Source organism: Nocardioides aquiterrae (assembly GCF_039526625.1).
Classification (GTDB): Bacteria; Actinomycetota; Actinomycetes; order Propionibacteriales; family Nocardioidaceae; genus Nocardioides; species Nocardioides aquiterrae.
This window is the reverse complement of the sequence record NZ_BAAAJE010000001.1, coordinates 408,188-430,536: the sequence shown is the minus strand read 5'-3', so window position 1 is coordinate 430,536 and position 22,349 is coordinate 408,188. Positions and strand designations below refer to the sequence as shown.

At 73.3% G+C, this 22,349-nt stretch carries 21 protein-coding genes; 6 read left to right on the top strand and 15 right to left on the bottom strand.

The genetic code is table 11. The features are described 5' to 3' along the window. Nucleotides 1-53 precede the first annotated feature (53 nt). The 3 genes from ABD086_RS02100 to ABD086_RS02090 all read left to right on the top strand — a co-directional run bounded on the left by ABD086_RS02100 (nucleotide 54) and on the right by ABD086_RS02090 (nucleotide 2,398). Nucleotides 54-866, top strand: a complete 813-nt coding sequence (locus ABD086_RS02100) for a TIGR04255 family protein (RefSeq protein WP_343905199.1) — start codon at nucleotides 54-56, stop codon at nucleotides 864-866. Nucleotides 867-889: 23 nt separating this feature from the next. Next, the gene (locus tag ABD086_RS02095; protein WP_343905197.1) at nucleotides 890-1,705 is read left to right on the top strand and encodes a hypothetical protein; all 816 of its coding nucleotides are present in this window, start codon (nucleotides 890-892) and stop codon (nucleotides 1,703-1,705) included. Between the two features lie 75 nt (nucleotides 1,706-1,780). Then, entirely contained in the window at nucleotides 1,781-2,398 is a 618-nt protein-coding gene (locus ABD086_RS02090) for a Fic family protein (protein ID WP_343905196.1), read from the top strand. A 502-nt stretch (nucleotides 2,399-2,900) separates the two neighbouring features. On the opposite strand, the gene ABD086_RS02085 is transcribed toward ABD086_RS02090, so the two are convergent. From ABD086_RS02085 to ABD086_RS02055, 7 genes are all read right to left on the bottom strand, one after another. Next, nucleotides 2,901-4,184: an MFS transporter gene (locus ABD086_RS02085; protein WP_343905195.1), complete on the bottom strand. Its 1,284-nt coding sequence runs from the start codon at nucleotides 4,182-4,184 to the stop codon at nucleotides 2,901-2,903. A gap of 43 nt (nucleotides 4,185-4,227) precedes the next feature. Continuing rightward, the gene (locus tag ABD086_RS02080) at nucleotides 4,228-5,604 is read right to left on the bottom strand and encodes a cytochrome P450 (protein WP_343905193.1); all 1,377 of its coding nucleotides are present in this window, start codon (nucleotides 5,602-5,604) and stop codon (nucleotides 4,228-4,230) included. 44 nt (nucleotides 5,605-5,648) lie between these two features. Next, nucleotides 5,649-6,542 carry an alpha/beta hydrolase gene (locus ABD086_RS02075; protein ID WP_343905192.1) on the bottom strand — a complete coding sequence of 298 codons (894 nt, stop codon included), beginning with the start codon at nucleotides 6,540-6,542 and terminating at the stop codon, nucleotides 5,649-5,651. A gap of 11 nt (nucleotides 6,543-6,553) precedes the next feature. Continuing rightward, complete coding sequence (locus ABD086_RS02070) at nucleotides 6,554-7,144, bottom strand: TetR/AcrR family transcriptional regulator (protein WP_343905190.1); 591 nt, start codon at nucleotides 7,142-7,144, stop codon at nucleotides 6,554-6,556. Further along, nucleotides 7,141-8,460, bottom strand: a complete 1,320-nt coding sequence (locus tag ABD086_RS02065) for a flavin-containing monooxygenase (RefSeq protein WP_343905189.1) — start codon at nucleotides 8,458-8,460, stop codon at nucleotides 7,141-7,143. Before ABD086_RS02065 ends, ABD086_RS02070 begins: the two co-directional genes overlap by 4 nt. Nucleotides 8,461-8,470: 10 nt before the next feature. Beyond that, nucleotides 8,471-9,529: an MFS transporter gene (locus ABD086_RS02060; protein ID WP_343905187.1), complete on the bottom strand. Its 1,059-nt coding sequence runs from the start codon at nucleotides 9,527-9,529 to the stop codon at nucleotides 8,471-8,473. Nucleotides 9,530-9,739: 210 nt separating this feature from the next. Continuing rightward, nucleotides 9,740-10,030 (bottom strand): WhiB family transcriptional regulator, encoded by a 291-nt coding sequence (locus ABD086_RS02055; RefSeq protein ID WP_343905185.1) that lies wholly within the window; start codon nucleotides 10,028-10,030, stop codon nucleotides 9,740-9,742. Nucleotides 10,031-10,117: 87 nt separating this feature from the next. Between ABD086_RS02055 and ABD086_RS02050 the strand changes: the two genes are divergently transcribed. Beyond that, a complete protein-coding gene (locus ABD086_RS02050) occupies nucleotides 10,118-10,714 on the top strand; it encodes a CG0192-related protein (protein WP_343905183.1) in 597 nt (198 codons plus the stop codon). Here the strand turns inward: ABD086_RS02050 and ABD086_RS02045 are convergent. The 3 genes from ABD086_RS02045 to ABD086_RS02035 are packed head-to-tail and all read right to left on the bottom strand — an operon-like array spanning nucleotide 10,692 to nucleotide 12,940. After that, entirely contained in the window at nucleotides 10,692-11,606 is a 915-nt protein-coding gene (locus ABD086_RS02045) for a ferredoxin family protein (RefSeq protein WP_343905181.1), read from the bottom strand. The two genes, ABD086_RS02050 and ABD086_RS02045, sit on opposite strands and share 23 nt — an antisense overlap. Beyond that, nucleotides 11,603-12,712, bottom strand: a complete 1,110-nt coding sequence (locus ABD086_RS02040) for a cupin domain-containing protein (protein ID WP_343905179.1) — start codon at nucleotides 12,710-12,712, stop codon at nucleotides 11,603-11,605. The genes ABD086_RS02045 and ABD086_RS02040 overlap by 4 nt, the downstream gene beginning before the upstream one ends. Further along, entirely contained in the window at nucleotides 12,713-12,940 is a 228-nt protein-coding gene (locus ABD086_RS02035) for a hypothetical protein (protein ID WP_343905177.1), read from the bottom strand. A 173-nt stretch (nucleotides 12,941-13,113) separates the two neighbouring features. On the opposite strand from ABD086_RS02035, the gene ABD086_RS02030 reads away from it, so the two are divergent. Beyond that, nucleotides 13,114-14,442, top strand: a complete 1,329-nt coding sequence (locus ABD086_RS02030; protein WP_343905175.1) for a protoporphyrinogen/coproporphyrinogen oxidase — start codon at nucleotides 13,114-13,116, stop codon at nucleotides 14,440-14,442. Beyond that, on the top strand, nucleotides 14,439-15,557 hold the full coding sequence (locus ABD086_RS02025; RefSeq protein ID WP_343905173.1) for a TIGR04053 family radical SAM/SPASM domain-containing protein: 1,119 nt from the start codon (nucleotides 14,439-14,441) through the stop codon (nucleotides 15,555-15,557). The genes ABD086_RS02030 and ABD086_RS02025 overlap by 4 nt, the downstream gene beginning before the upstream one ends. Here the strand turns inward: ABD086_RS02025 and ABD086_RS02020 are convergent. The 5 genes from ABD086_RS02020 to ABD086_RS02000 all read right to left on the bottom strand — a co-directional run bounded on the left by ABD086_RS02020 (nucleotide 15,550) and on the right by ABD086_RS02000 (nucleotide 22,344). After that, the gene (locus tag ABD086_RS02020; RefSeq protein ID WP_343905171.1) at nucleotides 15,550-18,480 is read right to left on the bottom strand and encodes a helix-turn-helix transcriptional regulator; all 2,931 of its coding nucleotides are present in this window, start codon (nucleotides 18,478-18,480) and stop codon (nucleotides 15,550-15,552) included. The two genes, ABD086_RS02025 and ABD086_RS02020, sit on opposite strands and share 8 nt — an antisense overlap. Nucleotides 18,481-18,537: 57 nt before the next feature. Then, nucleotides 18,538-18,687, bottom strand: coding sequence for a hypothetical protein (locus ABD086_RS02015; protein WP_343905169.1), 150 nt, complete (start codon nucleotides 18,685-18,687; stop codon nucleotides 18,538-18,540). Nucleotides 18,688-18,794: 107 nt separating this feature from the next. Then, nucleotides 18,795-19,961, bottom strand: coding sequence for an imidazolonepropionase (hutI, locus tag ABD086_RS02010; protein ID WP_343905167.1), 1,167 nt, complete (start codon nucleotides 19,959-19,961; stop codon nucleotides 18,795-18,797). After that, a complete protein-coding gene (locus tag ABD086_RS02005) occupies nucleotides 19,946-21,151 on the bottom strand; it encodes a formimidoylglutamate deiminase (RefSeq protein WP_343905165.1) in 1,206 nt (401 codons plus the stop codon). The genes hutI and ABD086_RS02005 overlap by 16 nt, the downstream gene beginning before the upstream one ends. Continuing rightward, a complete protein-coding gene (locus tag ABD086_RS02000) occupies nucleotides 21,148-22,344 on the bottom strand; it encodes an allantoate amidohydrolase (protein WP_343905163.1) in 1,197 nt (398 codons plus the stop codon). The genes ABD086_RS02005 and ABD086_RS02000 overlap by 4 nt, the downstream gene beginning before the upstream one ends. Nucleotides 22,345-22,349 lie beyond the last annotated feature (5 nt).

Sequence of the window (22,349 nt, the reverse complement as noted above, 5' to 3'; positions counted from 1 at the left end):
GAGACGCTACACTCTAATAACGCTCTAGGTTGTGTAGACGGAGGATCTGTGGTATGAGCAACCGCTTCGCCGACCTGCCGTTTGACGATCGGCAGGTAGAGCGAGCTCCGCTCGCAAATGTGATCTGGCAAGTCCGTTTCGCTAGCGACGTGAAGCTTGATGACGGCCGAGCCGCGTTTGAGTTTCAAGCCAGCCTTGGCCCAGACTTGAAGCTGACCCGGATCCGCAATGAGACCCTGTTTCAAATGTCGATCGGTTCCGTGCAACCGATTGCCGGGGGACCGCAAGCTGGGGAAGACGTTTGGCGCCTGGTGTCGCCGGACGGCAGAGCGACTGTGACGCTAGGCCGTGACGTTGTCACATTCGAGACGCAGAGTTACGGAGCGTGGAAGGGGAACTTCCGGGACTGGATCGCCGCCCTCCTCTCGGCGGTGGACAAGGTCATGTCTCCGGGGGTCACGACCAGGGTCGGGCTACGATTCGTAAACACCGCATTCGCCGCAGCGTTCGAGGCCGAGCCATTTCAGAATCCGACAGACCTGACTCCGTTCATAAGCGACCGGTTCCTGGGTTTCGATCCCCAGGGGATTGACACAAAGGTCGGCATGACACAGTCGCGGCACGTCCTCGTGGTGGAAGATCTGAACGCAGCGGTCAGCAGCGCGCTGATCAACCAGGAATCTGGGGAGTACGGCATCTTGATCGACATCGATACCTACCGAGAAGCGACCAAGGCCTTTGACGCCGAGGAGTTGCTCGAGGTTTCTGATGAACTCCACGACCTGGAGCTCGCTCTGTTTCAGCAGGTCCTGACCAAAGACGGATGGCTCGCGCTGGGGCCGATAGATGGGGGTGACGCTAAGTGAACACTGGCCACAAGGATTACGGCGTGACCTTCGGCCTCGGGAAGAACGGTACTTTACGGTCTCCGATTCAGTCGACCGATCACTCGGTCAGTGAGGTCTGGTCAACGCCCGACTACTCCCTGCGGCGCGTACCTGGCCACCACCACGTGCCCTTGGTCAACTACTGGACCTCCACCGATGATGGGATCGTTAGCTATTCAACGATCCATTGCTCCGTTACCGCCGACCTCTACGAGCGCCCCGGTTCGATCGAGACATTCACTGCGCACAATTCGGAGTGGGTCTCAACTTTCGACTATGACCGTCCACCCACGCTGATAGCAGCGCCGACGACGCGAGGTCCCGAGGCTTCAGAAGAGACAGGGAACGCCGGCCATCGTGCCGTGCTGTGGCTCAAGGAGTTCTTTGGCGTCAGTCAGCGCGATGCCTGCTCGATCGCCGGCGTGCCAGAGGCCACGTTCTACGTTTGGCAGAACAACCCTTCGTCGTCCGTTCGCTCTTCGGGTGCGCGCCGCGCATTGAAGCTTCGGGCGTCCCTGGAGGTGGCGATTTCACGCCTCGGTATCGATGATGTCCGCCGCCTAGTGTCGGCGGGTGCTCCTTCGCTAGAGGATCGGTTGCGAGAGGCTCACGACATCGAATGGGACAACACTGTTTCCGAGATCGCTCGGCTGGGGGCGGTCGCCGCTTCAACGGCCCTGCCCCAAATCTCGGACCCGGTCGAGTACCTTCAACGAGTGCGCGACGTCGACGAGCGGGCAACGAGTAGCCACACGGTCGGTGGAGCACACCTCCTGGACGAAGACGAGATCAGCAGAGCTAACCAAGAAGGGTGGTAGCCGCGGGGTCTCGTCGAAAGGACGAGAGCACCGATGGTTGGCCCCCAATGGAGTGATGATCCAGACACTCCGGCGTTGCAGAGCAACCTCGATAAAGTTGCTCAGGACGTGGTTCTGGATGCCTTTAGCGGCGACCCGATAACGGCTGAGCTTATCAAGGCTTGGCATCGTCGGATGTACGACTGCATACCCGTCCCTTGCGACGCATATCTTGGCAACTTCCGGGGGGACTCGACCCATTCCGAGCTTCTTGACGCCGAGAACCATGTAGGTGGAATCCGAGGGGTCCGGTCGTACCTCGTCTTCGGTCAAGTTGAGGCGCTGCTAGCGCGGGTCAGAGACGACATCGAAGAGCTCGGCACATACGACCTGCCGCCGCTTGCTCGGGACATGGCCGTACTTCGGATCGCCTCCTACGCGCACGGTGAGTGGGTCCGGATCCATCCCTTCGTGAACGGCAATGGGCGTACAGCGCGACTCATCGTTCTCTGGATCCTGGCCCGGCATGGAATCGCACCACTCCTGCCGATTCGGCCCTCACCCGCGCCGCCGTACGGGTCCACAGCTCGGGCTTCAATGGCGGGCGAACACGAACCTTTCGAGCAGTACCTACGCGACCAGTACGTAGCGAAGAGCCAGAATGCAGAGACGTCTTCAGATACGGAGTCGGACCAACCGAGCGCACCCTCGTGATCGCGTCGTGCGGCGGGAAGAGATGCGACCGCACTCGATAGAGTCTTGGCCGCGAGCCTTGGCCGGGCTAGTGCTCGGCGCCGGGGACTCACCCGCTGGTCGTGCACCAGCGCGGCATCGTCGGCGTCGAAGAGCTGCCGGCTTGCGAGGCAGCGCCCTCGGTCCGTCTGGCCAGCAACTCGTAAGCGCTGACAACCGACCTTCGGGGCGGGCGAACGAAGCGCCGAAGTGCCACGTCTTTGGGTCGCCGGACTCGCTCGACGTCACGTAGACCAGGACGCCGCCGCCGATCGTCTACCAGTCGCTGGCCGGCGATCCGGCGACCGGAGCCTCGTGGGCGAGCGTCGCGCCACCGTCGTCGGAGACGGCGCGGACCCGCCCGCCGCCGCGAAGCGCACGACCGTGACTGTGACCGGGTGCGCGGCGACCGTGAGTCCGGCCCGGCGCGTCCGGCGCCCTCCGACCCGACGAACTTCTCGAGCCGGGGAGAGCAGGAGCTCGCTCAGCTCTCTCCGGCCGCCTCGCGCACGGCCCGCTCGGCAACCGCGTGCTCGTCGGTGCGCGCGTCGTAGGTCCAGAAGTCCCGGAGCCACAGGGCGGTGGCGCCGACGCCGGCGACGCATGCGAGACCGCCGGAGGTGATGGCGCCGCGGACCGACCAGAGGTCGGCGGTGACGCCGGCGCGGACCTGGCCGGAGAGTGGGCCGATCGAGTAGGAGAGCATCTCGATGCCGGCGAGGCGGCCGCGCATGGACTCGGGGATCGTCTGGCTCCAGACGGTGGAGCGGAAGATGCCGGAGATCATGTCGGCGGCGCCGGCGAGCGCGAGGAACAGCGCGACCAGCCAGATCGAGGGCATCACGCCGGCGAGGGCGATCATCGCGCCGTACGCCGCGGCGGCGAGCACGATCGCGCGGCCGTGGTGGTGGACGCGGGCGGTCCAGCCGGAGAGGGCGGTCGCGACCATCGCGCCGATCACCTCGGCGGTGTAGAGCATGCCGAGCAGCTCGGGCCGGCCGAAGACCTCCTCGGCGAGCGCCGGGAACAGCACCACCGGGGCGGCGAACATCATCGCCACGATGTCGACGAAGTAGGTGCCGAGCAGGTCCCGGCGGCGGAACGCGTAGACCATGCCCTCCTTGATGCCGGCCAGGCTGGGCGGCGTGGTCTCCTCGCGGTGCGGGTAGGAGCGCATCCGCAGGTAGAGGTACGACGCGACGAACAGGCCGCACACGTCGACGAGGAAGCACCAGCCGATGCCGACGTACGCGACCAGCAGGCCGCCGACCGCCGGTCCGGCGAGCAGGCCGACCTGGATGCCCAGGCTGGACAGGGCGTTCGCCGCCGGCAACTGGTCGTGCGCGACGGTGCGCGGCAGCAGCGCCTCGCGCGACGGCCGCTGCAGCGCGCCGCACGAGGTGAGGGCGACCGCGACCACGAAGATCAGCCACACGTCCGGCTCGTCGCGGAACGCGTTCACGGCGAGGATCGCGGTGAACACCGCCTGCCCGAGTCCGGTGGCGATCAGCAGCTTGCGCCGGTCGACGTGGTCGGCGAGCGCGCCGCCGTACAGGCCGAACACCAGGATCGGCGCCAGCTCGACCAGGCCGATCGCGCCCACCGCGAAGTTGGAGCCGGTCAGCGTGTAGACCTGGTACGGCACCGCCACGTAGCTGACCATCGCGCCGAAGTAGAAGACCGTGCCGGCGAGGAACAGCAGCCGGAAGTCACGGGAGGTGCGCAGCGGCGTGGTGTCCATCCGCAGCGCGCGCAGGCGTTCGATCACGAGGGGTGATCGTCGCAGGGCGCCGCCCGCGGCGGGAACCGATTTACCGAGCCGTGACCCGGATCCGCGCCCCGCGGCGCGGCACGCTGGTGATGTTGCGGACCTTCGGCTCGTCGTCACCGGCCGCCGCGACGTCGTACGCCGCGAACACCTCGCGCAGCACGGCCACGCCCTCCATCTGGGCGAAGCCGGCGCCGATGCAGCGGCGGACGCCGCCACCGAACGGGATCCACGTGTTCGTGGGCGGGTTGTGACCGATGAAGCGCTCCGGCTTGAACGACCACGGGTCCGGGTGGTTGTCCTCGCGCTGGTGGGCCACGATGATCGACGGCCCGACCGTGGTGCCGGCCGGAAGGTCCCAGCCCCCGATCGTGGCCGGCTTCATCAGCGTCCGCACGACCATCGGGATGATCGGGTGCAGGCGCATCGACTCCTTCAGGACCGCCTCGAGGTACTCGTCGTCGCCCTCGTCGGCGGCCGTCCGGCAGCGGGCCAGCAACTCCGGGTCGCGGCCGGCCTCGTACAGCGCCCAGGCCAGCGCCGAGGCCGTGGTCTCGTGGCCGGCGAGCAGCAGGGTCACGAGCTGGTCGCGCAGCTCGGTGTCGCTCAACTGGTCGCCGTCCTCGCCCTGCACGATCAGCCGGGACAGCACGTCGGTGCGCTCGTGGAGGTCGGGGGCGGTACGGCGCTCGCGGATCTCGGCGTACATCAGCCGGTCCAGCTCGAGCTGGTTGTCGATGGTGTCCTTCCAGATGCTGAACTTCTGCAGCCGCGGGTAGCCCCACCCGAGCAGCACGGCGGGGCTGATGTTGACGGTCGCGTTGACGCGCGGCCGCAGCTCGGCCAGCCGCCGCTCGTCGGTGACGCCGAAGACCACCCGCAGGATCACCTCGAGCGTGAGCCGGTTCATCCGGTCCAGCGAGCGGAACTCCTCGCCCGAGCGCCACGTGGCGATCTCGGCGCGCGCCACCTCGGTGACCAGCGACTGGTACTCACGCAGCGCGTGGCCGTTGAACGCCGGCATCAGCAGCTTGCGAGCCCGCTTGTGCTCGCCGGAGTCCTGGAGCAGCAGCGAGTGCTCGCCCATGATCGGGCCGAGGATGCCGTTGGCCTTGCCGGCGTGGAAGACCTCCGGGTCACCGGCGAAGATCTCCTTGGCGTGCTCGGGGCGGGTGAACATCACCAGCGGCCGGCCGCCGGGGGCGATCCGGAGGGTGAACACGTCGCCGTACCGCCGGCGCAGGTACGGGTGCAGCCGGTGCCGGAACCGCAGCAGCGCCGCGGTCTGGACGAGCACCGGCCACCGCGGACCCGGCGGCAGGCCGCGGTCCTGGACCGGCGGGAGCTTCTCCTGGTTGCCCGGGCTCATCCGCCGGAACCGCTCGCTGGTCAGCCTGCTGACGTCGTCCAGGGTCGTCACCCGACCGACGGTACGCCCGCTATTGAACATGCGTCAATAGGTTGTCAGCGGGGCGCGAGGTGGCGGCGCAGGAAGGCGACCTGGTGTCGTACGGCGGGGTCGTGCCACGCCTTGCCCGGCCAGACGTCGAAGTGGTCGCAGGGGTAGTGGCGGACCTCGGCGCGGCCGGCGAACGCCGCCTTGGCGGCCGCCTGCGGTGGCGCCGAGCGGTCCAGGTCGGCGATCTGCACGAGCAGCGGGGCACGGACGTGCTTGGCCTGCTTGCCGGGCCGGTGGTTGCCGAGCTCGAGGCCGACCGCCGCGTCGACCTCGTTGCGCCAGGTCGGGCCGGCGATCGCGAGGTAGTCCTCCAGGCACCCGTCGAGGGTGAGCGCGCCGAGCTCGCCCGGCCGCGCGACGACGGGCATCATCCGCCGGGAGCCCAGCCGGCTGCCGAGCCCGAGGACCGTGGAGCGCAGCATCGCGGTGGGCTGGTGGTGCGCCAGCGCGTGCCGGCCCGCGGCCAGCCCGTCGACCAGCGGCGTCAACGCGACGACCGCCGCGACGTCGTCGCGGTGCGCGGCCGCGGCGAGCACGTGGCCGCCGGCGAGCGAGACGCCCCACAGCACCAGCCGCGCCGGGTCCACCCCCGGGAGGCGCGCGGCGGCCGCCATCGCGGCGCGGTAGTCGTCGAACTGGCCGGACATCGACACGGTCTGCCGCGGCTCGCCGCCGCTGGCGCCGAAGCCGCGGTAGTCGAAGGCGAGGACGTCGAGCCCGGCCCCGGCCAGCGCCTCGGCGAACGGCTGGAGGCCGGAGTCCTTGGTGCCGGCGAGGCCGTGCGCCATCACCACGACCGGCCGCCCGGCGTCGGTGGCCAGGTCGTCGCCCTCGCCGGTGAAGTGCCAGGCGTGGCACTCGGCGGCGCCGGAGGGGAACGTGAGCTCTCCCCGCTTCATCGACGGAGCCTTCATGCGTCCCTCCCGTAGATGCTCGCCAGCCACACGTGCACGACCGACTCCAGGTGCGTCTCCCAGTCGAAGCCGCCGGGCGCGCGCACCAGCCGCTCCAGCGTGCGGTCGTTGAGGTCGAGCAGCGCGGTCGCGATCCCGTGCGGGTCCGGCCCGGCGGGCGCCGCGCCGCTGGCGCGCTCCTCGCGGATCAGCTCGGCGACCAGGTCGACGTACGACTGCTGGAAGGCGTCCCACTGGTCGCGGACGGCGGGGCTCTGCGCGCGGGCGTCGAGGATCGCCCGGTAGAGGTGCGTGCGGCGGCCCCAGCCGACGAAGATCGCGCGGATCGCCGTCGAGATCCGGTCGTGGAGGCTGCCCGCGCCGCCCAGCACGTCGGCGGCGTCGAAGCCGTCGGCGTACATCTCCTCGTAGAGCGCGGCGACCGCGGCCGCCTTGTTCTCGAAGTAGAAGTAGAACGCCGAGCGCGTGACGCCGGCCCGCCGGGAGATGTCGGCGACGTTGATGTCGTCGAGGCCGGCGCGCTCGAGGTGCTCCTCGAGCGCGGTGAGCAGGGCGCTGCGGCGGGCGTCGCCCTTGGTCGCGGTCACCGGGCGGCCTCCGCCCGCTTGCGGCCCGCCGGCAGCTCCCGGGTGCGCAGGTCGTGCTCGTAGAGGAAGTAGTCGACCTGCTGGGTGTGCCGGGCGCTGGGGACCATGTGGCCGGTGTACTTCTCGGTCTCGGCGGCGATCACCCGCCGCATCTCCGCGACCGGCGGCAGCGCGTAGTGGCCGGCGGCGTACGCCGCGAGCAGCCGCGCCTGGCACTCCACGAACGGGAACAGCGTCGGGACCGCCTGGGCGAAGCCCGCGAACGCCAGGTCGTCGAGGCCGGGCACGAACATGCGCTTGTACAGGTCGATCCGGTTGTCCGGCGCACTGAGGAACGACGGGTCGAAGAACGGGAACGTGATGTTGTAGCCGGTCGCGTAGATGATCACGTCGACGTCCCGGCTGGTGCCGTCCTCGAAGTACACGGTCTCCCCGTCGAGGCGCGCGACGTTGCCCTTCGCGACCACGTCGCCCGAGCCGAGCCGCAGCGGCAGCTCGACCGACTGGGTCGGGTGGGCCTCGAAGAACTTGTGGTTCGGCGCGGGGAGCCCGTAGTCCTGGGGCCGGCCGGCGGTCACCGGCTGCAGCGCCTGGACCAGCTTGCGCTGCCACTTCAGCGGCACGTACGGCGAGGTCCGGTAGTACTTGTCGGCCGGCTTGCCGGCGAAGTACTTGGGCACGATCCACGCGCTGGAGCGGGTCGAGAGCACGACCTCGTTCTGCAGTGCCTTGCTGGACAGCTCGACCGCGATGTCCGCGGCGCTGTTGCCGATGCCGACGATCAGGATCCGCTGCCCGGTGAAGTCCATCGGGGTGCGCGGGTCGACGTAGTGGTGCGAGTGCAGCGTGACGCCGGTGAACTCACCCGGGAAGTCCGCGAAGCGGGGGTCCCAGTGGTGCCCGTTGGCGACGACCAGCAGGTCGAAGCGCCGGTGCTCGCCGCGCTGGTCCAGGACATCCCACCCGCCGCCGGGCCGCCGCTCGGCGTGCGCCACGCCGTTCTCGAACTCGATGTGCTCGCGCAGCCCGAACGCGTCGGCGTACCCGTCGAGGTAGGCCTTGATCTGGGTGTGGTGCGGGAAGTCCGGGTAGTCGTCGGGCATCGGGTAGTCGCGGAACGACAGCTGGTGCTTCGAGGTGTCGATGTGCAGCGAGCGGTACGCCGAGCTGTGGCCGTTCGGGTTGCCGAACGCCCAGTTGCCGCCGACCCGGTCGGAGGTCTCGAAGGTCGTGTACGGGATGCCGTAGTCGTCGAGCATCTTGCTGGCCGTGAGACCGCTGATGCCGGCACCGATGACGGCGGTGGTGGGGGGCACCCCGGCGACGCTAGTGTCGGGAGTTGACACGCGTCAACGACGGCGACGGCAGCGCGCGGCCGCCGTCCAGCCAGCCCTCGAGGTCGGGCTTCCACAGCCGGGCGCCGGAGAGCGCGGGGATGCCCAGCGCCGCGACCAGGCCCGCCGCGGCCAGGACCGTGGTCGCGACCAGGGCCGACGACAGCCCGCTGCGCGCCGCCACGTAGAGGAGCACCGGCGCGACGGCGTACGTGACGGTCGAGCGGACCAGCTGGACCAGGGCGAAGGCCTTGCCCAGCGACGAGGACGGCAGCGCCCAGCCGGTGACGAAGAGCCCGGGCGACACGGTGGCGCCCGCGCCGGCGCCGAGCAGGAACCCGACGACGAGGACCAGCCCGTCCGACGGCGTGGCTCCGCCGACGAGCTGGAGCGCGGCACCCGCCATGAGCAGGGCGAGGCCGACGTCGACGAGCACCGGGACCAGCCGGGTCCGCAGCAGCGCGCCGAACGCGATCGCGCTGACCACGACACCGACCGGCATCGGCCAGCACAGCGCGGCGATCGCGGCGGGCGACTCCCCGGCCGCGGCCAGGGTCTGCTGGAGCAGGCCGACCGCGGCGACGAAGACCGCGCCGCCGATCGAGGCCGCGATGACCCCGGTCACCGGGACCTGCGTCGCCAGCTCACGCACCGGGATGAGCGCGTCGTCCTTCCGGTTCTCGACGGCGAGCAGCACCACGAGCGCGGCGATGCCGGCGAGAAGCGGGAGCCAGACCGACGGCGAGTAGATGGTGCGGCCGGTGAGCAGCGACGCGCCGACGAAGGTCGCCACGGTCGCCACCACCGTCAGCACGAGCACGGGCACGTCGAAGGGTTGGTCGGGGTCGGCGGGGCCGCGGTCGGCGTACCCCGTCAGCGCCACGACCCAGCCGATCCCGCCGAGCACCGCGCTGGCCACGAACAGGGCGCGCCAGCTGCCCGCGTCGGCGGCGTACCCGCCGACGATCGGGCCGACCGTGCTCGCGCCGAAGATCCCCACGTTCACCACGACCGCCGTGACCGGCAGCCGGGACGCGGGGAAGCCGGCCATACCGCTGCGCGAGCTGGGCGGCGCCGACCGCACCGATGGCGTACGCCGCGCTCGCGAGGCCCTCCACCACCTGGACGGCCGTCGAACCGGCGCCCAGCGCGCCGGTGACGAGCGGGGCGACGGCCGGGAAGCCGGTCTGCAGCGCGACGTTCGGCACCAGGCCGAGGAGCGCGATGGCGACGGCCGCGCCGTACCTGCCGCGCAGACGCGTCATCCGCCGCCACGCGGACGTGGCATGCGCAGTGCCATCCGCTCGCCCTCGTCCAGGCCGCCGAAGACGCCGTGCCGGACGTCGGCCGCCAGCGCCCACTCCAGGCACTGCTCGCGGACGGGGCACTCCTGGCAGACGCCCTTCGCCCGCCGCGCCTGCTGCTGCGCCGCGGGCCCCTCGCCGATCGGGAAGAAGTCGTCGGGCGGCTCGGTGGCGCACCGCGCATCCAGGCGCCAGTCGTCGTGGGCGGCGAAGGGCGCGGCGACGGCGTGGCGGGTCGACGTGGGCATGGCGGCTCCCTGGGGGACGGTGTGGGTCCCCCGGGCGGTGCCCACCGTGACCGGCCGCCATGCGGGTGAGACCCGTAGGCTCGCCGCATGGCTCTTCTGCACGAGGCAACGCTGACCCCGACCAAGAAGGAGCTGCTCGAGGAGTGGCTGCCCCACCAGCCCTGGTCGATCAAGGGCGTGGAGCTCACCGCGTTCGGCTCCTACCGGCTCGACGACCCGGACGGCGAGGTCGGGCTGGAGGGCATCCTGCTCCGAACGGCGGACGGCGCCCGGGTGCTGCACGTGCCGCTGACCTACCGAGGCGCCCCGCTCGCCGGCGCCGACGACCACCTGGTCGGCACGACCGAGCACTCGGTGCTCGGCACGCGCTGGGTGTACGACGGGGCGGCCGACCCGGTGTTCGTCAACGTGCTCGCCGCCACGGCGGTCGCCGGGAAGCCCGGGGCCGAGGAGTACTTCGAGATCGACGGCGAGAAGGTCGTCCGGGAGCCGCGCGTGCGGGTCCAGGGCAGTGGGGCGCCGGCCGGCGCCTACCAGCTGGGGAAGCAGACGAACGTCGACATCTCCATCGTCCGCGAGCTGGGGCCGATGCGCGACCACCAGAGCGGTGACGCGATCCTCACCGCCACGTGGGACGGCGGCTCGGGCATCCTCGGCGTCGTCAGGCTCGCCGGACCACGCTGACCAGGTCGTGCGTCGGGACCGGGTTGTCCCGAAGCGCCTTGCAGGTCAGCCGGGTCGCGGTCGCGGGGTCGGTGGTGGTGCGCACGACCACGTCGTACGTCGCGCCGCCGACCCGCCAGCTCGTGGTGGTCAGGTCGCCGTCGCGGGCCTGGCGGAGCAGGACGACGTCGCGCTCCCGGGTCGCGCCGAGCTCGCGGCGCAGCGCGATCTCGGCGGCCTGGACGGCCATCGGGTACGACGACCGGCCGCGCAGGTGGTCGAGGTCCAGCTCGCCGGCCAGGTGCGCACCCGCCACCGCGATCGACGAGGCCGGGTCGAGCCGCGCGAAGTAGAGGCCGTGCGGGAGCACGACCATGTTCGCGGCGAACCGATCGCCGCCGACGTGCGAGACCTCCCAGGTCTCGTCCGGGTGCGCGGCGTCCAGGGCCTTCGCGACCGGGCGGCCGCGCTCGGCGCAGCACGCGTCGTGGCGGCCGTTGGTGCAGACGCAGAACAGCGAGCCGTCGTACGGCGCGAGCCCGGTCGTGCCGCCCTCCCGGAACGCCGCGAGGTCGAGGTCGAGCACCTCGCGCTCGTCGGCCAGCACCCCGCTCTCGAGCCGCGGCGCGGCCGGGTCGGCGTGCGCCGCGAACACCCGCACCCCGGGGCCGTCCGGCTTCGAGCTGAACCGGCGGATCAGCAGGATCTTGGCGCGCAGGTCGCGCGCCCGCCGCTTGAGGGCGGGCCCGAGCCCGTCGGGCAGCCGGGCGTCGAGGAGCGCGTCCTCGCCCCAGGGCCCGACGTGCTCCAGGAGCAGCCAGGTGCGCACGTGGGTGGCGGTGCCGGCGACCGACTCGTCCCGCAGCAGGCTCTGGGCCGCGCAGCGCTCGGCCCGGTTCGTGGAGCTCGTCACGCGATCGCCAGCAGCCCTTCGCGCACCAGGCGGCGGCACAGGACCAGGTTGCTCCGCGGGTCGAGCGGCAGGTCGGCCGGGGTGAGCTCGGTGCGGGCGCGGACCTCGTCGAGGGCGGGCCGGATCCAGGCGGGCACGGTCATCGCGCGGTCGCCGAGCAGCACCTCGATCCGCTCGCCGCGGTCCAGCAGCACGCACGGGTGGCCCGGGCGGCGGCGGAGCACGGTGGTCTCGGTGACCTCGCCGAGGACGTCGTGCAGCCCGCCGGCCAGCCGCGGCGGCCGCGAGGTCAGGAACCGGCGGATCTCGGCCTCGACGGCGGCCGGCGCGTCGAGTCGGCGGACGGCGTCGGCCAGCGCGGCCAGATGGTCCGCGAGCGGGGCGGCGAGCAGCGCCGGCTCGTCCAGGTAGCCGGCCGGCAGGTGCTCGTTCGGCACGCTGCGGACGACGTCCTCCAGCGTGCGCTCGACCAGGCCGCGCCAGGTGAGCTGGTTGATGCCCAGCGTCACGTGCAGCGAGACGGTGTCCTGCGCGCGGGCGGCGTGCGGGGTGCCGGTCGGCAGGTACAGGGAGAGCCCGGGCTCGAGGAGGACCTCGTCGGCGCCGTCCTCGCCGTGCACCTCCCACAGCTTCGAGCCGGCGGTCTGGAACACGAACACGTCGTGGGAGTCGGAGTGGACGGCGAAGCCCTGCGACCCGGGCGGAGTGAGGTAGGCGTTTGCCTGGCAGGGGTGGCCGAGCTCGAGCTCCAGCTCGGCGATCAGCCGGGTCAGCGGCGGCCAGTACCGGTGCAGGCCCTGGAACACCACGGTGGCGCCGTCCGCGAACAGGTCGAGCGCCTTGCGGCCGTCGACCAGGCCGGTGAGCGGCTTGCCCGCGAGCGTGGCGCCGCGGGTGTACGCCGACTCCGGCAGCACCGCGCCGTCCTTGGCGAGGCGGATCGACGGGGTGCGGATCGCCGTCGAGGTCAGCAGCTGGTCGGCATCGTCGAGCGACAGCAGGCCGACCAGGAGGTCCGGGTCGGTGCGGTGGAGGTGTGTGCGGGACGCCCAGACCTTCGTCAGGAAGGTCTGGGCGTCACCGCTCAGCAGGTCGAGTGCGCTCACTCAGCCGTCGGTGCCGTCGCTGTCGCTGCCGTCGCCGTCGGTGGTGTCCGTGGCGTCGCCGTCCGTGCCGTCGCTGTCGGAGCCGTCACCGTCCGCGCCGTCACCGTCGGTGCCGTCGCTGTCGGAGCCGTCACCGTCGGTGCCGTCGGCGTCGCCGCCGCCGGCGCTCTGGTCGACCACGGGGCCGGTGGTCATGTCGTCGTCACTCAGGGGCTCTTCCGGGGTCATGCGTCCTCCTGCGGTCGGTCGGGTGGGGGTGCTCTCGCCAGTCTGCTGTGGCGCCGACCGGCGGACAAGCGGTACCCGGCTCCCCCGCGGAACAGTCCATCGGGACCTTGGTCCCCCGGGCGGGCGCACAACGGCTCTCGTCCCGCACCGCGGACCCGCGCCAGGGTCGATCCGTGCGTGATCGGCCGGCGAGCAGGGTGGCGGTGATCGGAGCCGGCGTGGCCGGGCTGGTCGCCGCCCGGCGGCTGGCCCAGGCCGGCGCCGACGTGACCGTCTGGGAGGCCGAGGACCGGGTCGGCGGGCAGGTGCACACCGTCGAGGTGGCCCCCGGCACGCACCTCGACCTCGGCGCCGAGGCGCTGCACCTGGCGGATCCCGGCGCGGCGGCGCTGGTGGCCGAGCTCGGCCTCGGCGACACCCTCGTCGCGGCGGCGCCCGCTGCCACCCGCCTGGTCACCCCGCGCGGCCTGCGGCCGCTGCCGGCCGGGGTCGGCCCCGCCGGACCGAGCCGGCTCGGTCCGGGGGTCCGCAGCCGCACCCTGACGTGGTCCGGCCTGGCCCGCGCCGGCCTCGAGCCGGCCGTGGCCCGGCGGATGCGTCCCCTGGCCGACGGCGCCGACATGTCGGTGGGCGAGTTCGTGGACCGCAGGTTCGGCCGGGCCGTGACCCGCGCGTTCGTCGACCCGCTGCTCGGCACCCTGCACGCCGGCGACGTGTCCCGGCTGAGCCTCCGCGGCTGCGCCCCCGCGCTCGTGCCCGCGGCCACCGGGGGCAGCTCGCTGGTGCTGCGGCGCCGCCCGGCGGACTCGGGCCCGGCGTTCGCCACCTGGCCGCGGGGCCTGTCCGCGCTCACCTCCGCACTGGTCGCGGACCAGCCCCGGGTCACCGTGCGCACCGGGGTCGCGGTGACCTGGCTGCCCGACCACGTCGACGGCCTCGTGCTGGCCGTCCCGGCACGCACCGCCGCCGGGCTGCTCGGGCACCTCGCACCGGTGGCGGCCGCCACGCTGGTCACGGTCGAGACGGCCGACGTCGCGACGGTCGTCGTCGGCGTGCCCGCCCGGGCCGCCGGCACGCTGCCCGGCACCGGACTGCTCGTGCCCGCCGGCACCGGCCGGCTGCTCAAGGCCGCCACCTATCTCGGCCACAAGTGGCCGCACCTCGCCGACGACGAGACCTGCTGGCTGCGGCTCTCCGCCGGCCGCGCCGGGGACCGTCGCCTGCGGGACCTGGCCGACGACGAGCTCGTCGAGGTCCTCGTTGCCGACCTGCGCGACCTGACCGGGTTCGCGGCGTCGCCCGCCGCGGCCGTCGTCCGCCGCTGGCCGGCGGCGCTGCCGCAGCTCACGGTCGGCCACCCCGCGCGCGTGGCCGCCGCCCGGGCGGCACTGCCCCGGGGCGTGGTCCTGGCCGGCGCGTCGTACGACGGCCTGGGGCTCGCGGCCGCGATCCGATCCGGGGAGGCGGCGGCCGCCGCGCTCTCCGCACAGGAGGCACGATGACCGCCGTCCGGCGCCTGCACCACGACCCGGCGGAGCGCCCGCTGGTCACGATCTGGGAGGTCACCCGCGCGTGCGCCCTGGTCTGCCGGCACTGCCGCGCCGACGCCCAGACCCGCCCGCACCCGCGGCAGCTGACGACCGCGCAGGGCGAGGCCCTGCTGGACGACATCGCCGGGTTCGGGAAGCCCTACCCGATCGTGGTGCTCACCGGCGGCGACCCGTTCGAGCGGCCCGACCTGGCCGAGCTGGTCCGGTACGGCACCTCGCTCGGCCTGCACGTCGCGCTGTCGCCGTCCGTGACGCCGCGGCTCACGCCCGAGGTGCTCGCCGAGCTCCGCGCCGCCGGCGCCGTCGCGCTGTCCCTGTCGCTGGACGGCGCGGTCGCCGGCACCCACGACTCGTTCCGCGGCGTGCCGGGGGTCTTCGACGACACCCTGCGCGCGGCCCGCTGGGTCAAGGACGCGGGCTTCCGGCTCCAGGTCAACACCACCGTCACCCAGGGCAACGTCGACGAGCTGCCCGACGTGCTGCGCACCGTGATCGACCTGGGCGCCGCGCTGTGGAGCGTGTTCTTCCTGGTCCCCACCGGCCGCGGGTCGGCGCTGACGCCGCTCTCGGCCCCGGAGGTGGAGGACGTGCTGCACTGGCTGCACGACGTCTCCGACCTGGTCGCGGTCAAGGCCACCGAGGCCCCGCACTACCGGCGGGTCGCGATCCAGCGGGCGCGCGGCGAGGTGGCGGAGCTCGGCGCGCTGCACGAGGAGCTGACGGCGGCGACCGCGGCGCTGCGCGCCGAGCGGGGCGACCGGCACCGCCCGCCGCGCCCGCCCATCGACGTCAACTCCGGCCGCGGGTTCGCCTTCGTCGACCACCTCGGCGACGTCTACCCGTCCGGCTTCCTGCCGCACCACTGCGGCAACGTCACCGAGCGCGGGTTCCGGGAGATCTACCGGACCGACCCGCTGCTGCGCGCGCTGCGCGACCCGGCCGGGTTCCACGGCAAGTGCGGGACCTGCGAGTTCCGCGACGTGTGCGGCGGCTCCCGCTCGCACGCGTACGCCGTCACCGGCGACGTGCTCGGCTCGGACCCGACCTGCCTCTACGTGCCTAGCTGAGCAGCCCCCGCCGGCGCGCGATCGCGGCCGCCTCCGTGCGGCCGGCCGCGTCGAGCTTGCCGAGGATGTTGGAGACGTGCACGGACACGGTCTTCGCGCTGATGAACAGCTGCTTGGCGATCTCGCCGTTCGACCGGCCCTCGGCGACCAGCGCGAGGATCTCGGTCTCCCGCGGGGTGAGCGCGTCGGGCACCGCCTCGGCCCGGACCGGGGCGCTGCCGATCGCGCGCAGGTCCTCGAGGAGGCGGACGGCGCCGAGCCGGTGCGCGGCCTCGCGCGCCGGGTCGCCGTACTCCCGCGCGGCCGCGACGTCGCCGCCGGCCCGCAGGATCCCGGCGAGCGCGGTGCGCACCCGGGCCAGCTCGTGCACGTGGCCGAAGTCCTCGTACAGCGCGATCGCGTCGTGCCAGCAGTCGATCAGCGCCTGCTGCGGCGGCGCGTCGATGCCGGCCAGCCAGCGGAACCGCAGGGTCTCGGCGTCCAGCCGCTTCATCCACGCCCGGCCCTCGGGGCCCCAGTGGCCGGAGGGGTCGGAGTAGCGGTCCAGCACCACGTGGCCGTCGGCGTGGATGCGGTCCACCGTCTCGGCGTACGCCGCGCGCTCGGCCGCCGACAGGTGCGGCACGGCCCGGGTGATCGCCGCGATGGTGAGCGCGCCGAGCCGGATGCGCGCGCTGAACCACTCGTGCCAGATCCGGCTCAGGACGGCGACCACCTCGTGGTAGGCCTCGACGGCGCCGGCGGGGTCGCCCCGGTAGCCGGCCGCGTCGATCTCGACCGCGCTGGCGTTGATCGCGACGCCGCCCTCCCGGGCCCAGAACATCCGCAGCGCTCGGGCCTCGGCGGTCACGTCCTCGCCGCGGGCCAGCCGGATCTGGAGCCGCAGCGGCTCGATCAGCGCCCGCGGGATCGGCGGCGGGCTGTCGGCGGCGACGTCGGTGAGCGCCATCGCCTCGTCCCAGCGGCCCTGGACGTCGTACACCCAGGCGAGCTGCCAGCGGGCCTCGAAGGCGTACGGCGCGAACGGGATGCCGGCCGCGACGCCGCGGTCGATGGTGCTGCGGAACCACGCCTCGGTGTCGTCGAACTCCGCCCAGTCCTCGTAGGACCGGCCGAGCAGGTAGCGGGCCCGCAGCTCGGGCCCCAGGGCGCCGGACTCCTCGGCGCGGGCGACGGCGTCGCGCAGCGCCGCGCGGAGGCCCTCGCGGGGCCCGGCCTTCTTGAGCCCGGACAGCGTGGTGATGACGTCGGCGGCGAGCTCGCTGAGGTCCAGCTTCTCGGCGAGGGTGAGCGCCTCCATGCCGACGCCCTGCGCCTCCTCGTAGCGGCCCATGTTCGCCAGCACGCGGGCGTGGTTGGCGAGCACCCGGGTGCGCAGCCCGCTCTCGCCGTCGGGCACCAGGGCGACGGCGTCCTCCGACATCGGCACCGGGTCGGTGCCCTCGAGCATCGTCATCAGGTGCGCCTGCGTGGAGAGCATCCGCGCGCGCCAGGTCGTCGGGGCGTCGGCGGGCAGCCGGTCGACCTGCTCGGCGATCACCTTGACCGCGCGCTCCGGGTCGCCGCTGGCCGACAGCGCCTCGGCCGCGCTGACCACGAGCTTGGAGAGGTCGAGGTCGACCTGGGCGGAGCGGCGCGGGTCGACCAGCAGCTCGAGCGCCTGCTGGTAGTGGTACGCCGCCTCGCCCGGGCCGCCGACCTGGGTGGCCTCGTTGCCGGCCTGGATGCTCGCGGTCAGCGCGGTGTCGAGGTCCATCGCGAGCCGCGCGTGCCGCGCGAGCTCCGCGGCCGTGCCGCGCGCGTCACCGGCCTGGAGCGCGGCGGCGTACCGCTCGTGCAGACGGACGCGCTCGCCGGGCAGCAGGTCGTCGTACACCGCCTCGCCCAGCAGGGCGTGCCGGAAGGAGTAGCGGCCCTCGCTGGCGACCAGGATGTTCATCTCGACGGCCTTGCGGACGCCGTCGTCGAGGTCGCCGTCCCCGAGCCCGGAGACCGCGGCGAGCATCTCGTGCGCGACCTTCCGCCCGGAGACGCTCGCCGCGCGGACCACCTGCCGCGCGGTGTCGTCGAGCCGGTCGAGCCGGACGAGGAGGACGTCGGCGAGGTCGGCCGGCACCCAGCGGCCCGGCCCGGCGGCGGCGCTGGTGAGCTCCTCGACGAAGAACGCGTTGCCCTCGGCGCGGCTGACGATGTCGGCGAGCTCCTTCTCGGCGAGGCCCTCGGGCACGAGCTCGGCGATGAGGGCGCGCACGGCGTCGTCGGAGAGGGGGGACAGCGCGACCCGGTGCACGCCCCGCAGGCGGGACCACTCGGCCACCTGGCGGCGCAGCGGGTGGCGGCGGTGCAGGTCGTCGGAGCGGTACGACGCGACCAGCGCGACCGGGCCGCCGAAGGGGCGGGAGAAGAGGAAGCTGAGCATGTCGCGGGTCGACTGGTCGGCCCAGTGGGTGTCCTCGATGACGAGGAGCAGCGGCGCCTTGGCGGCCGCCGTCTCGAGGAGCGCGTGCACGGCCTCGAACAGGTCGCCGCGGTCGAGCGCGTGGCTGTCGCGCTCCTCCCGGCCCATCATCCGGCGGCCGGGCTGCAGGCGCGCCAGCGCCGGGTGCGCGGCGGCGACCTCGTCGACGACGTCGGGGAGGTCGGCGGCGACCCGGCCGAGCACCTCCGAGAACGGCAGGTACGGCAGCGCGGAGTCGCCGAAGTCCAGGCAGTGGCCGGCGAACACCTGCCACCCCTCGGTGAACGCGAGGTCGCGCAGCTCGGTCAGCAGCCGGGTCTTGCCGACGCCGGCGTCGCCGGAGAGCAGTACGGCGGTCGTGTCGCCGAGCCCTCCGGACGGCGCGGACGGACGGACGCCGAGCAGCGAGGCGACCTCCGCCAGCTCGGCGTCTCGTCCGACCAGGGTCCGGCTGGTGTGTGCCACGCCGGTGATTGTCTCGTGTCCGGTGGACGTGTGCTGGGCCATTTCGGCGCGCTCCGGTCAGCGCACCGTGGTCCAACCGGTCTCGCCCCCGCCTCCCCGGCGCAGCTGCCGGCGGCGTCGGCGGCCCGCGAACTCGTCGCGGATGCGGTCCAGGCGGTACTCCATCTCGGACTTCACGTAGTCGCGGTGGACGGTGTTGTCGTACATGTCGGGCTCCTCAGCTCCTCGGTGGTGACCCCGAGGTTCGTCGGCTGAGGTAGGCCCGCACATCGGGAAGGTGCCTTATCTCCTCCCGTCCGGCTCCCCGGGGCGCCTTAGGCGGGCCGCCCGCCGATCCAGGTCTGCGCCACCAGCGGGACCCCGGGGCGGTAGGCGAGGTGCACGTGGGACGGCGCGTCGAGGACCATGAAGTCTGCCCGCCGGCCGGGCACGAGCGCGCCCACGTCGTCGCGGTCGAGCGCCTCGGCGCCGCGGTACGTCGCCGCGTGGACCGCCTCGGCGGGCGTCATGCCCATCTCGCGGACGGCGAGCGCGATGCACAGCGGGACCGAGCTGGTGAAGCACGAGCCCGGGTTGCAGTCGCTCGCGAGGGCGACGCGGACGCCGGCGTCGATCAGCCGGCGCGCGTCGGGGTAGGGCTGGCGGGTCGAGAACTCGACGCCGGGCAGCAGGGTGGCGATGGTGCCGGAGTCGCGCAGCGCGGCGACGTCGTCGTCGCTGAGGAACGTGCAGTGGTCGACGGCGGCGAGGCCGAGCTCCGCGGCGAGCCGGACCCCGGGACCGTAGGTGAGCTGGTTGGCGTGCAACCGGCCGCGCAGACCCGCGTCCGCGCCCGCGCGCAGGATCGCCCGAGCCTGGTCGCCGTCGAACGCGCCGCGCTCGCAGAAGACGTCGATCCACCGGGCGTGCGGCCGGGCCGCCTCGAGCATCGGCCCGGTGACGAGGTCGACGTACGCCGCCGGGTCGCCGTCGGGCACGACGTGCGCGCCGAGGAACGTCGTCTCCTCGGTGAACTGCCGCGCGATCGCGAGCGACCGCGCCTCGTCGCGGACCGTGAGGCCGTAGCCGCTCTTGATCTCGACGGTGGTCGTGCCCTGCCGCCGCATCTCCTCGACCAGGTGCGCGACGTGGCTGGTGAGCTGCTCGTCGGTGGCGGCGCGGGTGGCCGCGACCGTGGTGCGGATGCCGCCGGCGGCGTACGGCGTCCCGGCCATCCGGGCCGCGAACTCCTGGGCGCGGTCGCCGGCGAACACCAGGTGCGAGTGGGAGTCGACGAACCCGGGGAGCACGGCGCGGCCGCCGGCGTCGACCCGCTCGTCGGCGGGCGGCGCGTCGGCGGCGCGGCCGGTCCAGGCGACGTGCGCGCCCTCGACGACCAGCGCGGCGTCCTCGATCGCGCCGAGCAGGCCCCGGCCGTCCCGGGCCGCGTCGGGGTCGTTGGTGACCAGCTCCCCGATGTTCGTGATCAGCGTGCTGGCCACAGGACCTCCATCGCCTCGTCGAGCTCGCGCCCGACGCCGTCGGTGTCCACGACCCGGCCGTCGACGACCACGTGGGTGACGTCGGCGGCGGTGGCCGCGAACACGGCGGTGTTCTCGTCGGCGCCGGTGCCGGCGGTGCGCGGGCTCCTCGTGTCGATCGTGACCAGGTCGGCCGGCTCGCCCACCGCGATCCGCCCGCCGCCGGTCCCGATCGTCAGCAGCTCGGCCGCCGACCAGTGGCCGCGCTCCTGCGTCGCCAGCCGCTCGTCCATCTCCAGGCCGCGCAGCTCCTCGAACGGGTCGACGACCGCGTGGCTGTCGCTGCCGATGCTGAGCCGGCAGCCCGCCTCGGCCAGCCGCCGGGCCGGGCCGATCCCGTCGGCGAGGTCGCGCTCGGTCGTCGGCGTGACGCAGACGTTCGTGCGCGTGCCGCCGAGCAGCGCGACGTCCTCGTCGGTGAGGTGCGTCGCGTGCACGACCGTGGTGCCCGGGCCGAGCAGGCCCTCGTCGTGCAGCAGCCGGGTCGGCGTCACGCCGTACGCCGCAACGCAGGCGTCGTTCTCCGCGACCTGCTCGGACAGGTGCACGTGGAGTGGTGCGCGGCCGCGGAAGACGTGCAGCTGGTCGCGTGGCACCGCCCGCACCGAGTGGATCGCGGCCGGCCCGTCGCCGACCCGCGCGGCCCACTGCTCGGCGGTGCCGTCGCTGTAGCGGACCTGGACGCCCTCGGGCGGCAAGCCGAAGCCGCTGCTGACGTAGCAGGTGTCGAGCAGCGTGATCCGGATGCCGGCCTCGGCCGCGGCCGACCGCAGCGCGTCGCCCATGGCGGGCTCGGGGTCGTGGAGGTAGTGGAACTCGGTCACCGACGTGTAGCCGGCCGCCAGCATCTCGCGGTACGCCGCCCTCGCCAGCACGAAGTAGCCGTCCGGGGTGAGCCGCTCGGCCACGGCGTACATCTGCTCGCGCCAGGTCCAGAACGTCCCGCGCCCCCGCTGGGTCCTCCCGCGCAGCGCCCGGTGGAACGCGTGGCTGTGGTCGTTGACCAGGCCGGGGATCGTGAGGCCGGGGAGCGGCGTCCCGCCGGAGGCCCCGGCGGTCACCGACGCGAACCTCCCGTCGGCGACCTCGACCAGCACGTCGTCGCGGACGGCGCCGTCGACCCAGGCGCGCTCGAGCAGCCAGGAGCTCACCGGGCGAGCCGTTCGAGGGTGTCGGCGAGGGCGGAGACGCCCACCAGGCAGTCGGCGATCTCGGCGTGCTCGGCCGGCGAGTGCGAGACGCCGGTGGGGTTGCGCACGAACAGCATCGCGGTCGGGATGCCGGCGGCGGAGAGGATGCCGGCGTCGTGGCCGGCCTGGGTCGGGATGACCGGCCAGTCACCGCCCTCGTGGTCGGCGGCCACGGCCGCGGCCAGGGCCGGGTCGAACGCCACCGCCGGCGACACCGACTCGGCCGTCACGGTCAGCGTCGTCCCGTCGCGGGCCGCCCGGTCCGACGACTGCGCCGCGATCGCGGCGACCAGCTCGTCGAGGCCCGCCTCGGTCGCGCACCGCGCGTCCAGCCAGGCCCGGACCAGGGACGGGACGGCGTTGGTGCCGTTCGGCGTGACCTCCACGCGCCCGAACGTCGCGCGCTGCCCGGCCAGCCGCGCCTGCTTGTTCGCCCCCAGGGCCGTGAACGCGTAGGTGAGCATCGGGTCGACCCGGTCCTCCATCCGCGTGGTGCCGGCGTGGTTGGCCGCGCCCGCGAACTCGAACCGGTACCGCCCGTGCGGCCAGATCCCGCTCGCCACCCCGACCGCCGCACCGCGGTCGACCAGGTCGCGGCCCTGCTCGACGTGCAGCTCGACGAAGGTGCCCACGCCGTCCAGCAGCGCCGACGTCCCACCGGCCACCACGTCGCCCACCAGATCGCCGAGCGCGACGCCGTCGCGGTCGGTCAGCTCGCGCGCCCGCTCCCACGCGACCGCGCCGGTCGCGAGCCGCGAGCCCAGGCAGGCCAGGCCGAACCGCGACCCCTCCTCCTCGACGAAGACCGACACCCCGATCGGGCGGGCGGGCACGAACCCCCGGGACCGCAGCAGGTCGGCCGCGGCCAGCGCGGAGACGACGCCGAGCGGTCCGTCGTACGCACCGCCGTCGAGGACGGAGTCCAGGTGCGACCCGGTCAGGACACCGTCGCCGGCTCCGGCGTCCCACCAGGCGGCGACGTTCCCGAACCCGTCCGTCTCGACCCGCAGCCCGCGGGCCGAGCACTGCTCGACGAACCAGGACCGCAGCTCCTCCTCGGGCGCGGTGAACGGCTGCCGGAAGTAGCCCCCGGACGCCGCGGACCGGCCGATCGGCGCGAGGTCGCTCCACATCCGCTCGAAGTCATCGGGCACAGTGC